Raw genomic sequence first — 13,600 nt, forward strand, 5'->3', positions numbered from 1 at the left:
CCCGTCGACGAGACCCGCGCCGGCGCCTAGGGTCGCAGCCGTGAAGATCGCCGAGGGACTGACCGAGCGCGCGGACGCCCAGCGCCGGGTGGAGCAGTTGCGGGCCCGCATCACCGCCAACGCCAGGTACCAGGAGGGTGAGGAGCCTGCCGAGGACGCCGCCGCCCTGCTCGTGGAGGCCGGGCACGTGCTCACCCGGTTGCAGAACCTCATCACCCGGATCAACCGCACCAACTCCCAGGTCGACCTCGGCCCGGACGGGTCGATGACGGACGCGCTCGCGGCCCGCGACGTCCTGCGGATGCGCCACGCCCTGCTCGTGTCGGCCGCGGACGCCGCGGCGGGCAGCAGCCTGCGTCACCTGCGCAGCGAACTGCGGCAGCTCAAGGCCTTGCCGGTGGGCGAACTGCGGTCGCAGGCCGACGAGGTGGCCCGCACGCTGCGCACCCTGGAAGGCCGCATCCAGGAGGCGAACTGGACGCACGAACTGCTTGACTGATCGAGGCGGGAAGTCGGTAACCGGACGGGAGCGGACACGACCCGATGGCCGGCGGGCACCCCGGCCAACCGATGGGGGTGGAGGGCAGCCTGGAGTTCGACTCTCCGTGCACCGCGCAGCCCAGCACCGCGCACAGTCCACCGTGCACCCAGTACGCAGCACCACCGTGTGTCGGTCCGTCCGGTGAGGGTGGGTCAGGGGACCCCGCCGAAGCGTCGAGTGGAGCGTTCGGCGGCTCCAGGAACACCTGGGAGCCGCCGAACGCTCCACTCCAGCTGGGCGCAGCGGGGGTCAGCCGCCGAAACCCACCCCACCCCGGCGGGTCCGCGCGCGCAACGCCGAGCCCTTGTCGTAGGCGCTCTGGCGCAACGACTCCTGGAACTCCACCATCCGGGCGCGCAGGTCGGTGTCGGTCGCCGCGAGGATCCGCACGGCCAGCAGACCCGCGTTGCGGGCGCCGCCGATGGACACCGTCGCGACGGGAACCCCGGCCGGCATCTGGACGATGGAGAGCAGCGAGTCCATGCCGTCGAGGTGACGCAACGGGACGGGGACGCCGATGACGGGCAGCGGCGTGACGCTGGCGAGCATGCCGGGCAGGTGGGCGGCCCCGCCGGCCCCGGCGATGACGACCTGCAGGCCGCGCTCGGCGGCGGCGGAACCCCAGGCGATCATGTCCTGCGGCATCCGGTGCGCGGAGACGACGTCGGCCTCGTAGCCGACGGCGAACTCGTCGAGGGCCTTGGCGGCCTCCTCCATCACGGGCCAGTCGGAGTCGGAACCCATGACGAGTCCCACACGCACTGCGCTCATTCGTCGATCTCCCCAGCGATGAAGGCCGCCGCGTGCCGGGCACGCGCGCGGACGGTGTCCAGGTCGTCACCGTGGACGGTGACGTGGCCGAGCTTGCGGCCGGCCCGTTGTTCCTTGCCGTACAGGTGCACCTTGACGCCCGGGTCGTGGGCCATGACGTGCAGGTAGGAGCGGTACAGGTCCTCGTGGCGGGACTCGATCTCTCGCGGCCCCAGCACGTTCACCATGACCGTCCACGGGTCGCGGGCCGCGGTGGACCCCAGCGGGAGGTCGAGCACGGCCCGCAGGTGGTTCTCGAACTGGCTGGTCTGCGACCCGTCGATGGTCCAGTGGCCCGAGTTGTGCGGGCGCATCGCGAGTTCGTTGACGAGGACGGTCGGGCGCCCGTCACGCACGACCTCGAACACCTCGACGGCCAGCACTCCGGTGACGCCGAGACCGCCCGCGATGCTCAGCGCGATCCCGGTGAGCCGGGCGGCGAGCTCGTCGTCGAGGTCGGGGGCCGGGGCGGTGACCTCGTGGCAGACGCCGTCGCGCTGGACGGTCTCGACGACGGGCCAGGCCGCGGCCTGCCCGGACGGGCTGCGCACGACGAGGGCCGCGAGCTCGCGGGTGAAGGGGACGTGTTCCTCGGCCAGCAGCGGACCCCGCTCGGCCCAGTCCGCGAACCACCCGTCGGCCGTGGTCCAGGCGGGGTCCTCCGGGGAGTCGAGGACGAGGACGCCCTTGCCGTCGTAGCCACCGCGCGGGGTCTTCAGCACGACCGGCCAACCGGTCTGCGCGGCGAACTCCTCGACCTGCGCGCGGTCGCCGACGCGGGCCCAGCGGGGGCACGGGACCCCGAGCTCGGTGAGCTTCTCGCGCATGACGATCTTGTCCTGGGCGTGCACGAGGGCGTCGGCCCCGGGCTGCACGGAGGTCACCTCGGCCATCGCGCGCAGTCCCGCGGTGGGGACGTGCTCGTGGTCGAAGGTGACGGCGTCGCACTCGGAGGCGAACGCGACGAGCGCCTCGAGGTCGTCGGCGGCACCGATCGGGGCGGGCGTGATGACCTGCGCCGCACTGACGTCGGGGCCCTCGGCCAGCACCCGCAACCGCAGCCCGAGGGCGATGGCGGGGGGCTGCATCATCCGGGCCAGCTGGCCCCCGCCGACGACCCCGACGACGGGGAACCCACCGGGTCGGGCGTAGGGGGCGGGGTCGGGTCGCGAACCGAGGGTCGACACGTTCGCCGAGGGTAGGCCACCGGATCCGCTCAGCCGTACCCGACGGGTGCCGATGGACCTCTGGGATGCCACCTCTCGTGGGGTGAGTCACCCTGGTCGCACCGTTCCGCTGCCTGCGGGGCGTGCCCACGGAGGGGGAAGTCCAGTTGTTCACCGTGATCGCCTGCGTGACGTTCGTCGTCATCGGGATCGTCGGAGCGATGAAGATGGAGGACCACCTCGAGCCGAGGTCGGTCCCATCCGACACGCGGGCCCGCTCCGAAGGCTGACCTGGAGCCGGTTCCCAGCCTGACGCGTCAGACTGCGTGGCCGCACCGGTGCACGGGCAACGGCCCGGGACGGGTGGCACGGACGAGCGAGAGGGCGGGAACAGCAGCGTGAGCAGGAACGACCAGGGGCTGGTGCGCCGTCTGCGCGACACCTACGAGGTGCTGGCGCGCGAGGCCGCGAAGTTCGGCATCGTCGGCGGGGTCGCCTTCGTCACCGACTTCGGGGTGTTCAACCTCCTCCGCTACGCGGGTGCCGACGGCGTCGGCGTCCTGCACGCGAAACCGCTGACGGCCAACGTCATCTCGACCGTCCTGAGCATCCTGGTCGCCTGGCTGGGCAACCGGTACTGGACGTTCCGGCACCGCCGTCGGGCCTCGGCCCCGCGGGAGCTGGTGCTGTTCTTCGTGATGAACGGCGTCGGTCTGCTCATCTCCCTGGTCTGCCTGGCCTTCACCTACTACGTCCTCGACCTGCGCGGTCCGGTCGCCTCCAACGTGTCCGCCAAGATCGTCGGCGTCGCGCTGGGGACGTTGTTCCGCTGGTGGGCCTACCGCCGCTTCGTCTTCGTCGAGGAGCTCGGCGAGGAGGGCTGGGAGGCCCACCCGCAGCAGCACGCGGGGTCAGCGTCGGCGCAGGTGGACGACGTCAGCCGCCGAGAGGCTCGTCCGGGCGCCGTCTGACCCCTCCACGACCAGCCGTCCGTCGTCGTCGACGTCGACGGCGAGGGCCTCCAGCGCCGATCCGTCGGGCAGGTGGGCCCGCACGTCCTGGCCGATGGTCGCGCTCAGCGCGCGGTAGTCGCCCAGCGGTGACTCCCCCGCGGCCCACGCGTCGACGCGGGTGCGCAGCGCCCGCAGGTAGCGCCGCAGGACGGTGTCGCGGTCGTGGCTGCGCGCCCCGGCCAGCACCAGCGACGTCGCGGTGTCGACGGGCAGTTCGTCGGTGCGCAGCGAGACGTTGATCCCGGCCCCGAGCACGACGCGCTCCCCCCGGACCTCGGCGAGGATCCCGCAGACCTTCCCCGGCCGGTCGGGACCCTCGACGAGGACGTCGTTGGGCCACTTCAGCCGGGCGCTCACCCCGAGGGCCTGCATCGCGTCGACGACGGCGAGGCCCGTGACGAGCGGCAGCAGCGACCAGTCCGCGACGGGACGTCGCGGGCGCAGCAGCACCGAGACGGCCAGGCCGGAACGCGGCGGTGCCGACCACACCCGGCCCAGGCGCCCGCGCCCGGCGGCCTGGTGGTCGGCGACCAGGACGGCCCCGTCGGGCGCGTCGGTGTCGGCGAGCAGGTCGGCGTTGGTGGAGCCGGTGGTGGCGACGAGGTCGAGACGGCTCCAGAGCCCGTCCCCCACCAGGGCTCGCCGCAGCGGCAGCGCCCGCAGCGGAGGTCGGTCCAGGTCGGTCCACGGCGTGTCCACGGCCCCACGCTACGCACCGGACTTCCCGGAACGGGGGGTTGTGTGGTGAGGTGAGCCTGACCTGACCACCGCTGTCCTCCTGGAGTCCCCGTGCGCCCCAGTCGCCGAGCCCTGCTCGCCACCGCTCCCCTCGCCGCCCTCGTGACCGCCTGCGGCAGTGCGGAATCGACCCAGGACCCGGGCAGCACCCCGGCGGGCACCGGCAGTGCCGACAACGCGGCCTTCCCGGTGACGATCGAGCACGCCCTCGGCTCGACGACGATCGAGGCCACCCCGACCCGGATCGTCTGCCTCGGCTGGGGCTCGCAGGACGCGCTGTGGGCGCTGGGGCTGCAACCGGTGGGCGTCCCCGAGGTCACCTACGGCGGACTCGAGGACGGCACCTACCCCTGGTGGGAGGGCCACTTCGACGCCGCGCAGACCGAGTTCCTGCCCAACCCCACCTCGGGCGAGGTCCCCTTCGAGCAGATCACCGCCCTGGCCCCCGACCTGGTCCTCGCGGTGTACTCCGGGATCACGGCCGAGGACTGGACCACCCTCAGCAGGATCGCTCCCACGGTCGCCTACCCCGACCAGCCGTGGCTGACGACCTGGCAGGACCAGGCCACCCTCATCGGCCGGGCCGTCGGCAGGACGGAGGAGGCGGCGGCCCTGGTCGCGGACACCGAGGACGACCTCGCGAACAGCGCTGCCGCACACCCTGCGCTGCGGGGCAGGACGATCACCTACGTCTCGGCCGACCCGGGCACCCTCTACGTCTACCTCCCGGGTGACCCGCGCGTCGACATGCTGCACGAGCTCGGCCTGGTCGACTCCCCGGGCGTGCTGGCGCTGGCCGAGCAGGAGCAGACGTTCTACGCCGAGGTCGCCAAGGAACGCGTGCGCGACGTCGACTCCGACCTCGTCATCGGCTACGGCATGCCCCGCGAGGAGCTCCGGGCGGACCCGGTCTACGCGACGATGCCGGCCGTCGCCGCCGACGCCGTCGCCTGGCTCGAGGACCAGTCGCTGGTCAGCGCGACGTCGGCGACGGTGCTGAACATCCCGTGGCAGCTGGAACGCCTGCTGCCGTTGCTGGACGCGGCCGCCGCGAACGCGCGGGGGTGATCACGCGGCTAGTCTCGCGGCGTGCAGAGAGCCGGACGCCCCGCCACCGCCGTCGACGCGGTCGCCGAGGGGCACCTCGAGACGGTGCTGCGCCTGCAGCCGACGTTCGCCCTCACGCTGGGGGTGCCCGATCCCGCCCCCGGTCTCGGTGACCGTTCCCCGGCCGGTCTGGAGCAGGTCGCGGCGCTGAACCGCTCGACGCTCGCCGAGCTGGCCGCCACCCCGGTCGTGGACGAGGTCGACCGCGTCACGGTGGCCGCGATGAACGACCGGCTCGGGCTCGAGGTGACCCTGCACGACGCGGGCGAGACCCTCGGCGACCTCAACGTCATCGCCTCCCCCGTCCAGGACCTGCGGATGGTCTTCGACCTGCTGCCGACGGAGTCCGACGCCGACTGGCAGGTCGTCGGTGAGCGCCTGGCCGCGCTCCCCGACGCGATCACCGGCTACGTCGAGAGCCTGCGCGCGGCCGCGGCGACCGGACGGGTCGCCGCGGTCCGCCAGGTGCGGGCGTGCATCGCCGAGGCCGGGTCCTACGCCGCCCCGGACGGGTTCTTCACGACGTTCCCCGCGGGCCACGGTGCCGCCGTCGAGCGCGCCGGGGAGCTGGCCGCGCGGGCCTACGCGGGGCTGGCCGACGTCCTGCGCGAAGAACTCCTGCCCCGGGCGCCGAGCGTCGACGCGATCGGCCGCGAGCGGTACGGGTTGTGGTCGCGCTACCACGTCGGCGCCACCATCGACCTCGACGAGACCTACGCGTGGGGCCTGGAGGAGGTCGCCCGGTTGCGCTCGGAGATGGCCGACGTGGCCCGGCGCATCACCGGTTCCCGCGACGTCGCGGCCGCCGCGGCCGCGCTCGACGCCGACCCCGCCCTGGTGGTGGAGGGGGCCGCGAACTTCCGCGCGTGGATGCAGGACCGCTCCGACGAGACCATCGACGCCGTGCAGGGCAGGCACTTCGACATACCGGCCGAGATCCTCCGCCTCGAGTGCCGGATCGCGCCCACGACGAGCGGCGGGATCTACTACACCGGCCCCAGCGAGGACTTCACCCGTCCGGGCCGGATGTGGTGGGCCGTCCCGACGGGCCAGACGACGTTCTCGACGTGGCGCGAGGCGACGACCGTGCACCACGAGGGCGTTCCCGGCCACCACCTGCAGGTCGGCCAGACGGCCGTGAACTCCGCGGTCCTGAACCGCTGGCGACGGCAGGCCTGCTGGATCTCCGGGCACGGCGAGGGCTGGGCCCTCTACGCCGAACGGCTGATGCAGGACCTGGGGTTCCTGCGCTCCCCGGGCGAGGTCCTCGGGATGCTCGACGGGCAGTTGCTGCGCGCGGGCCGCGTGGTGCTCGACATCGGGATCCACTGCGGCCTGCCCGCGCCCGCCGAGGTCGGCGGCGGCGAGTGGACCTACGAGAAGGCGTGGGCGTTCCTGCAGTCGGTGTCCGGCAACCACGCCGACGTCCTGCGCTTCGAGCTCGACCGCTACCTCGGCTGGCCCGGTCAGGCCCCGAGCTACAAGGTCGGCGAGCGCCTCTGGACGGCCCTGCGCGACGACGTCGCCGCCCGCGACGGTGACTCCTTCGACCTGCGCACCTTCCACCACCGGGCCCTCGACGTCGGCTCGGTCGGCCTCGACGTCCTGCGCTCCGCCCTGCTCCCCGCCTGAGCGGACGCCGGTCCGGGGTGCGGGGCGTGGAACCATGACGGCGTGACGTCGCTGCTCCTCGCCTCCGCCTCGCCCGCCCGGCTGGCCACCCTCCGCTCCGCCGGGATCGACCCGCAGGTCATCGTGTCGGGGGTCGACGAACCCGCGGTGGTCGCGCACTACGGCGTCACCGACGCCGAGGACGTCTGCCTGGTCCTGGCCAAGGCGAAGGCCGAGGACGTCGCCGGGCACGACGACGTCGCGGAGGACGCACTGGTCCTGGGCTGCGACTCCGTCCTCGCCTTCGACGGTCAGGTCCTCGGCAAGCCGAGCGACGCCGCCGACGCGAGCGCCCGCTGGCAGGCCATGCGGGGTCGTAGCGGGGTGCTGCACACGGGTCACTGGCTGATCGACACCCGGGACTCCGACGCGGGTGGCTCCGGCGCGACCATCGGCGGCGTCGCCAGCGTGACGGTGCACTTCGCCGACGTCTCCGACGCCGAGATCGAGGCCTACGTCGCGACGGGTGAACCGCTGCTCGTCGCGGGTGCCTTCACCCTCGACGGCCTCGGTGGGGCGTTCGTCCGTGGGGTCGAGGGCGACCCGCACGCCGTCGTGGGGGTGTCGCTGCCGCTGCTGCGCGACCTCGCGCGGGAGGCGGGCGTCCGGTGGACCGACTTGTGGGCGCCGCGCGGGTAGTCTCAGCCCTCGTCCCGCCACCCCCGCACCTCCCCACCCCCTCGATCTCCGGAGACGCCGCATGACCTCCCCCGAACCGTCCACCGAGTCGTCGACGACTGCGGTACGGGTGACGGGTCCGGTCACCAAGGTCCTCGTCGCCAACCGGGGCGAGATCGCGGTGCGCGTGGTGCGCGCCGCCCGCGACGCGGGTCTGCAGTCGGTCGCCGTGTACTCCGAGGGGGACCGCGACGCGCTGCACGTCCGGATGGCCGACGAGGCGTACTCCCTGGGCGGGACCAGCGCCAAGGAGACCTACCTCGACGGGGCCAAGCTCGTCGAGGTCGCGGTGCGCTCCGGCGCCGACGCCGTCCACCCGGGCTACGGGTTCCTCTCCGAGAACGCTGGGTTCGCCCAGCAGGTCATGGACGCCGGGCTCACCTGGATCGGCCCGCCGCCCAGCGCGATCGAGGCCCTCGGCGACAAGGTCTCGGCCCGTCACCTGGCCGCCCGCGCCGGGGCCCCGCTGGTCGCCGGCACCCCGGACCCGGTGAACGGACCCGAGGAGGTCATCGCCTTCGCCGACGAGCACGGTCTGCCGATCGCGATCAAGGCCGCCTTCGGCGGCGGCGGCCGCGGGCTGAAGGTCGCCCGCGACCGCGACAAGATCGCCGAGCTGTTCGCTTCCGCCGTCCGCGAGGCCGAGGCCGCCTTCGGCCGGGGCGAGTGCTTCGTCGAGCGCTACCTCGACCGTCCCCGCCACGTCGAGACCCAGGTCCTGGCCGACGCCCACGGCGGTGCGGTCGTGGTGTCCACGCGCGACTGCTCGCTGCAGCGCCGCCACCAGAAGCTCGTCGAGGAGGCGCCCGCGCCGTTCCTCAGCGCCGAGCAGGACGCCGAGCTCCGCCGCGCGTCGCTGGCGATCGTGCGCGAGGCCGGCTACGTCGGGGCGGGGACCGTCGAGTTCCTCGTCGCGGCCGACGGGACGCTGGCCTTCCTCGAGGTCAACACCCGCCTGCAGGTGGAACACCCCGTCACCGAGGAGATCAGCGGTCTCGACCTCGTGGTCGAGCAGTTCCGCATCGCCCGCGGCGAGCACCTGGGCTACTCCGAGGTCGCCACCCGGGGCCACTCCCTGGAGTTCCGCATCAACGGCGAGGACCCGACGGCGAACTTCCTGCCCCGTCCGGGGAAGCTCACGCGGTTCTCCATCCCCTCCGGTCCCGGGGTCCGCGTCGACACCGGGATCGACCCCCGCGCCGTGGCCGTCAACGGCGGCGTCGAGATCTCCCAGGACTTCGACTCCCTGCTGGCGAAGCTCATCGTGACCGGCGCGACCCGCGAGCAGGCCCTGGCCCGGGCGGCCCGCGCCCTGGGCGAGTTCGCCGTCGAGGGGGTTCCGACGGTCATCCCCTTCCACCGCGCGGTCGTGGCCGACCCCGCCTTCGCGGCCACGAAGAGCGAGGACTTCACGATCCACACCCGCTGGATCGAGACCGACTTCGACGCCTCGACCCTGCCGGGTGCCGGTGCGCTGGAGGCCGGTGGAGACGGTGCGCAGCACCGCGAGACGATCGTCGTCGAGGTCGCCGGGAAGCGCCTCGAGGTGTCCTTCCCCGTCGAGCAGTTCAACGCGCAGCTCTCCCGCGCCGGCCAGGAGATCTCCCGGGCCGGCGTCGCCACGGGGGCCGCCGTGGCCCGCGCCTACCGTTCCGCGACGCACCGCGGCGGCAAGGGCAAGACCAAGGCCGGCGGTGGTTCGGCGCAGAACCCGAACGCGTTGGTCGCCCCCATGCAGGGGACCATCGTCAAGATCGAGGTCGCCGAGGGTGACGTCGTCGTCGAGGGCCAGCTCGTCGCGGTCCTCGAGGCCATGAAGATGGAACAGCCGCTGCTGGCCCACAGGGCCGGGACGATCACCGGCCTGACCGCCGCCCAGGGCGACACGACGACCACCGGTACCGTGCTCTGCGAGATCCTCGACGCGTGAGCTGACCCCCCCGCGGAACTCCGCCCGCAGCGCCGGGGAGTTCCGCGGTGAGGTGCGTCCGCTACTCCCCCATCACGTGCAGCTGCCGCGCAGCCTCGGCGAGCGAACCCGTGAGCGAGGGGTAGATCGTGAAGGCGTGCGCGACGTCGTCGACGTTGAGCCGCTTCTCGACGGCGAGGGTCACCGGGAAGATGAGTTCGCTGGCCCGCGGCGCGACGACGACCCCGCCGATGACGGTGCCGGACCCGGTGCGGCAGAACAGCTTCACGAACCCGTCGTGGATGCCGAGCATCTTGGCGCGGGCGTTGGTGGCGAGCGGGAGCTTCACGATCTCGCCCTGCGCCTCCCCGGAGTCGATCTGCGCCTGGGTCCAGCCGACCGTCGCGATCTCCGGCGAGGTGAACACCGTGGAGGCGACCGAACGGAGCTTCAGCGGGGCGACGGTGTCGCCGAGCGCGTGCCACATCGCGATGCGGCCCTGCATGGCCGCGACCGAGGCGAGCGGGAACACCCCGGTGCAGTCGCCGGCGGCGTAGACGCCGCGGGCCGAGGTGCGCGACACCTTGTCGACGTCGATGTGACCCGATTCGCTCGTCCAGACCCCGGCCTCCTCCAGCCCGAGCCCGGCGGTGTTCGGGATCGCCCCGACCGCGACGATGCAGTGCGACCCCTCGACGGTGCGGCCGTCGGCGAGGGTCACGATCACGGAGTCGCCGTGGCGTTCCACCTTCGCGGCCCGCGAGCGCGACATGACGTCCATGCCGCGGCGGCGGAACACGCTCTCGAGGACCTCGGCGGCGTCGGCGTCCTCCCCCGGCAGCACCCGGTCGCGGGAGGAGATGAGGGTGACGTGCGCCCCGAGGGCGTCGTAGGCGTTCGCGAACTCGGCACCGGTGACCCCGGAGCCGACGACGATCAGGTGCTCGGGGAGTTCGGTGAGGTCGTAGACCTGCTTCCAGGTGAGGATCCGTTCCCCGTCCGGTTCGGCGTCGGGCAGCGTCCGCGGCCGGGCGCCGACGGAGACGAGCACGACGTCGGCCTCCACCCGCGCGCCCGCGTCCTCGCCGTCGCTCACGACCACCGCGTTCGGCCCGTCGAGGGCACCGGCGCCGGAGAGCAGCGTGACGCCCTCCTTCTCCAGCCGGGCCCGCACGTCCGCTGACTGCGCGGAGGCCAGCGCCTTGACGCGGGCGTGCACGCGGGCGAGGTCGACGGTCACCGCGCCGGCGGGTTCGGAGTCGGGGGTGCTGCCGCCGGGGAAGCGGACCCCGAGCTCGGCGGCACCCGCCACGCTGGCCATCAGCTCGGCCGTGGCGATGAGCGTCTTGGAGGGCACGACGTCGGTGAGGACGGTGGAACCACCGAGGCCGTCGCGCTCGACGACGGTGACGTCGGCGCCCAGCTGGGCCGCGACGAGGGCCGCCTCGTAGCCGCCGGGACCACCGCCGAGGATCGCGACGCGGGTCGCCTGGTTGATCGGGGACGCGCTGGTGGGACTCACAGACGCCATGGTCCCCTACCCTTTCACTCCGTGCCCGCCTACGCCGCGTACGCGACCAACCTCGATCCCGAAGCCATGATGCAGAAGGCTCCGCACTCCCCCCTGCGTTCCACGGGGTGGCTGCTGGACTGGCGTCTGACCTTCGGCGGCGACGACCGCAGCTGGGAGGGACCGCTCGCGACGGTCGTCGAAGCCCCCGGGGACCAGGTCTACGTCGCCCTCTACGACGTGACCGACGCCGACGAGGCCCGTCTCGACGCGAAGGAGGGGATGGACCTGGGGCTCTTCCGCAAGATCCGCGTCCGGGTCAAGACCCTCGACGGGGACGTCGTCGCCTGGACCTACGCGATCGACGACTACGAGGGCGGGCTGCCGACGGCGCGTTACCTCGGGCGCCTCGCCGACGCCGCGGAGGCCGGTGGTGCCCCGCACGACTACGTCCTCAGCCTGCGTGCGCGCCCCTGCCGGTCCAACGACGCCTGACCCTAGGGTGGGGCGTGTGACCTCGATCGCCGCCCCTGACGCCGCTGAGCACGACCCCTTCGCCCTCGCGGAGGAGACGGCCGCGACCCTCGCCGAGCTCAGCGGGGTCGGGCGTCACGACGTGGCCCTGATCCTCGGATCGGGCTGGTCGGCCGCGGCCGACCAGCTGGGTGAGGTCGTGGCGACGTTGCCCGCCACCGACCTCCCCGGGTTCCTGCCGCCGGCCGTTGTCGGGCACGCGGGGACGGTCCGCTCGGTGTCGGTCGCCCGCCCCGGGGGGACCCCGCTGCGGGCCCTGGTCCTGCCCCGGTCGCACTTCTACGAGGGTCACGGGGTGCGCGCCGTCGCCCACGGCGTCCGGGTCGCCGCGGCCGCGGGCTGCCGCACGATCGTGCTCACCAACGGCTGCGGTGGGCTCGACCCGGCGATCCCGGCCGGTTCGCCGGTCCTGATCTCGGACCACCTGAACTTCACCGGCGCCTCGCCGCTGGAGGGTCCGACGTTCGTCGACCTGACGGACCTCTACTCCACCCGGCTGCGCGGGGTCGCGCGCACGGTCGACCCGGACCTCGCCGAGGGCGTCTACGCCCAGTTCCGCGGGCCGCAGTACGAGACGCCCGCCGAGGTGCGGATGGCCGGGGTCCTCGGGGCGCAACTGGTCGGCATGTCCACGGCGCTGGAGGCCATCGCGGCCCGGCACGCGGGGATGGAGGTCCTGGGCCTCTCCCTGGTCACCAACCTCGCCGCGGGGGTCTCCGACCAGCCGCTCTCGCACGAGGAGGTGCTGCAGGCCGGGCGGGACGCCGCCGGTCGCTGCGCCGCCCTGCTGGCCGGGGTCGTGCCGCTGCTCTGACCCCCTCCGGCGCGGGGACCGCGTGGGTTCCGTGGACCTCGGGTGCAGACCCGCGTGGGCACCCCTCCCGTCGGCGGGAGCCGGGAGGATCAGGGGGTGCTCCCGTCCTCCCCCGTCCTCCCCCGCCGCCTCGGCCCGGCCTCGGCGCTCGCGGCCCTCCTGCTGGTGACGGGGTGCGGCGGCGGTGGGACCGGTCGAGCGGACCCGCCAGGCTCGCCGTCGGCCTCCACCACCGGTGCGTCGACGTCCTCCACCGCCAGTGCCTCGGCGACGTCCCCGGCGAACCCGCACGTGGCCGACGCGCAGCAGTTCACCGGCAAGGACTTCGGCGACGGCCAGGTCCGCCAGACCGTCCTGGTCGGCGCGCGGTCCGGGGTGACGATGACGGTGTGGGTGTGGACCCCACCGCAGTACGACGACCCCCGCTACGCCCACTCCGACTTCCCGGTGCTCTTCCTCTACCCGGGGGGCGACGGCGCCTCCTACAACAACTGGACCGACCGCTCGTACTCGGCGCTGGACGTCGTCCGGACGGGGTCGGCGAACGGTTCCGTCCTGCCGTTCGTCCTCGTCATGCCGGAGATGCAGGTCTCGAAGGACCTCGACACCGAGTGCACCGACCTGCCGGGTGAGCCCGCCGTCGGGACGTTCCTCGACACCGACGTCCCGACCATGGTGCGCGACGACTTCCGCGTCACGGCCCCGGGTCGCGGGTGGGGCACGGCGGGCGCGTCGTCGGGGGCCTACTGCGCGGCGGCCATCGCGTTGCGCCACCCGGAGGACTACGGGGCCGTCGTCAGCATCGCCGGGTACTTCGACATGGAGACGAACCTGCCCCAGCGCAAGGACCCCGCGGTCCAGGCGCTCTACCCCACCGCCCTCGCCGCGCAGGGCAGGGCGGGTTTCCCGGTGCTGCTGCTGGCCGGGACCGCCAGCCCGGACGACGTCACCCGGGCCCAGCGGTTCGCGCAGCTCCTCCGCCCGCCCGCCACCGCCGAGGTCTCCCTGCAGCAGGGCGGGCAGCACCTGACCACGTCGTTCAAGGCCGTGATGCCCCAGGTCTTCGCGTTCTTCAGCCGGCACCTGAGCGGGCCCACGCCGTCCTGAGC

At 73.5% G+C, this 13,600-nt stretch carries 13 protein-coding genes; 9 read left to right on the forward strand and 4 right to left on the reverse strand.

Annotated features, from left to right (window positions below):
- Positions 1 to 40 precede the first annotated feature (40 nt).
- Positions 41 to 499: a DIP1984 family protein gene (locus tag SJY07_RS07515; RefSeq protein ID WP_328294870.1), complete on the forward strand. Its 459-nt coding sequence runs from the start codon at positions 41 to 43 to the stop codon at positions 497 to 499.
- A 291-nt stretch (positions 500 to 790) separates the two neighbouring features.
- Here the strand turns inward: SJY07_RS07515 and purE are convergent, their stop codons facing one another.
- The gene (gene purE / locus SJY07_RS07520; RefSeq protein ID WP_380158129.1) at positions 791 to 1,312 is read right to left on the reverse strand and encodes a 5-(carboxyamino)imidazole ribonucleotide mutase; all 522 of its coding nucleotides are present in this window, start codon (positions 1,310 to 1,312) and stop codon (positions 791 to 793) included.
- The gene (locus SJY07_RS07525; RefSeq protein WP_380158130.1) at positions 1,309 to 2,538 is read right to left on the reverse strand and encodes a 5-(carboxyamino)imidazole ribonucleotide synthase; all 1,230 of its coding nucleotides are present in this window, start codon (positions 2,536 to 2,538) and stop codon (positions 1,309 to 1,311) included. The genes purE and SJY07_RS07525 overlap by 4 nt, the downstream gene beginning before the upstream one ends.
- A 377-nt stretch (positions 2,539 to 2,915) precedes the next feature.
- Here SJY07_RS07525 and SJY07_RS07530 point away from each other — a divergent pair, with 377 nt between their 5' ends.
- Positions 2,916 to 3,488 (forward strand): GtrA family protein, encoded by a 573-nt coding sequence (locus tag SJY07_RS07530; protein WP_328294866.1) that lies wholly within the window; start codon positions 2,916 to 2,918, stop codon positions 3,486 to 3,488.
- On the opposite strand, the gene SJY07_RS07535 is transcribed toward SJY07_RS07530, so the two are convergent.
- A complete protein-coding gene (locus SJY07_RS07535; RefSeq protein ID WP_328294865.1) occupies positions 3,429 to 4,229 on the reverse strand; it encodes a biotin--[acetyl-CoA-carboxylase] ligase in 801 nt (266 codons plus the stop codon). The genes SJY07_RS07530 and SJY07_RS07535 overlap by 60 nt on opposite strands.
- Positions 4,230 to 4,319: 90 nt before the next feature.
- Between SJY07_RS07535 and SJY07_RS07540 the strand changes: the two genes are divergently transcribed.
- The 4 genes from SJY07_RS07540 to SJY07_RS07555 all read left to right on the forward strand — a co-directional run bounded on the left by SJY07_RS07540 (position 4,320) and on the right by SJY07_RS07555 (position 9,654).
- Positions 4,320 to 5,336, forward strand: a complete 1,017-nt coding sequence (locus tag SJY07_RS07540) for an iron-siderophore ABC transporter substrate-binding protein (protein WP_380158133.1) — start codon at positions 4,320 to 4,322, stop codon at positions 5,334 to 5,336.
- A 21-nt stretch (positions 5,337 to 5,357) separates the two neighbouring features.
- Entirely contained in the window at positions 5,358 to 7,007 is a 1,650-nt protein-coding gene (locus tag SJY07_RS07545) for a DUF885 domain-containing protein (protein WP_380158135.1), read from the forward strand.
- Positions 7,008 to 7,049: 42 nt separating this feature from the next.
- A complete protein-coding gene (locus SJY07_RS07550) occupies positions 7,050 to 7,685 on the forward strand; it encodes a Maf family protein (protein WP_380158137.1) in 636 nt (211 codons plus the stop codon).
- Positions 7,686 to 7,746: 61 nt separating this feature from the next.
- A complete protein-coding gene (locus tag SJY07_RS07555) occupies positions 7,747 to 9,654 on the forward strand; it encodes an acetyl/propionyl/methylcrotonyl-CoA carboxylase subunit alpha (protein WP_380158139.1) in 1,908 nt (635 codons plus the stop codon).
- Positions 9,655 to 9,715: 61 nt separating this feature from the next.
- Here SJY07_RS07555 and SJY07_RS07560 read toward each other — a convergent pair whose 3' ends face one another.
- Complete coding sequence (locus SJY07_RS07560) at positions 9,716 to 11,155, reverse strand: NAD(P)H-quinone dehydrogenase (RefSeq protein WP_380158141.1); 1,440 nt, start codon at positions 11,153 to 11,155, stop codon at positions 9,716 to 9,718.
- A 30-nt stretch (positions 11,156 to 11,185) separates the two neighbouring features.
- On the opposite strand from SJY07_RS07560, the gene SJY07_RS07565 reads away from it, so the two are divergent.
- The 3 genes from SJY07_RS07565 to SJY07_RS07575 all read left to right on the forward strand — a co-directional run bounded on the left by SJY07_RS07565 (position 11,186) and on the right by SJY07_RS07575 (position 13,598).
- Positions 11,186 to 11,638: a gamma-glutamylcyclotransferase gene (locus SJY07_RS07565; RefSeq protein WP_328294859.1), complete on the forward strand. Its 453-nt coding sequence runs from the start codon at positions 11,186 to 11,188 to the stop codon at positions 11,636 to 11,638.
- A 16-nt stretch (positions 11,639 to 11,654) separates the two neighbouring features.
- Positions 11,655 to 12,491, forward strand: a complete 837-nt coding sequence (locus SJY07_RS07570) for a purine-nucleoside phosphorylase (RefSeq protein ID WP_328294858.1) — start codon at positions 11,655 to 11,657, stop codon at positions 12,489 to 12,491.
- 96 nt (positions 12,492 to 12,587) lie between these two features.
- A complete protein-coding gene (locus SJY07_RS07575) occupies positions 12,588 to 13,598 on the forward strand; it encodes an alpha/beta hydrolase (protein ID WP_380158143.1) in 1,011 nt (336 codons plus the stop codon).
- The last annotated feature ends 2 nt before the right edge of the window (positions 13,599 to 13,600 follow it).

Origin of the sequence: Kineococcus sp. R86509, assembly GCF_042466365.1 — a bacterium.
Lineage (GTDB): Bacteria > Actinomycetota > Actinomycetes > Actinomycetales > Kineococcaceae > Kineococcus.

What these genes read in the sequence shown, in the direction of transcription:
- SJY07_RS07555 (WP_380158139.1), top strand. Translation starts at nt 7,747, where the DNA reads ATGACCTCCCCCGAACCGTCCACCGAGTCGTCGACGACTGCGGTACGG.
- purE (WP_380158129.1), bottom strand. Translation starts at nt 1,312, where the DNA reads ATGAGCGCAGTGCGTGTGGGACTCGTCATGGGTTCCGACTCCGACTGG.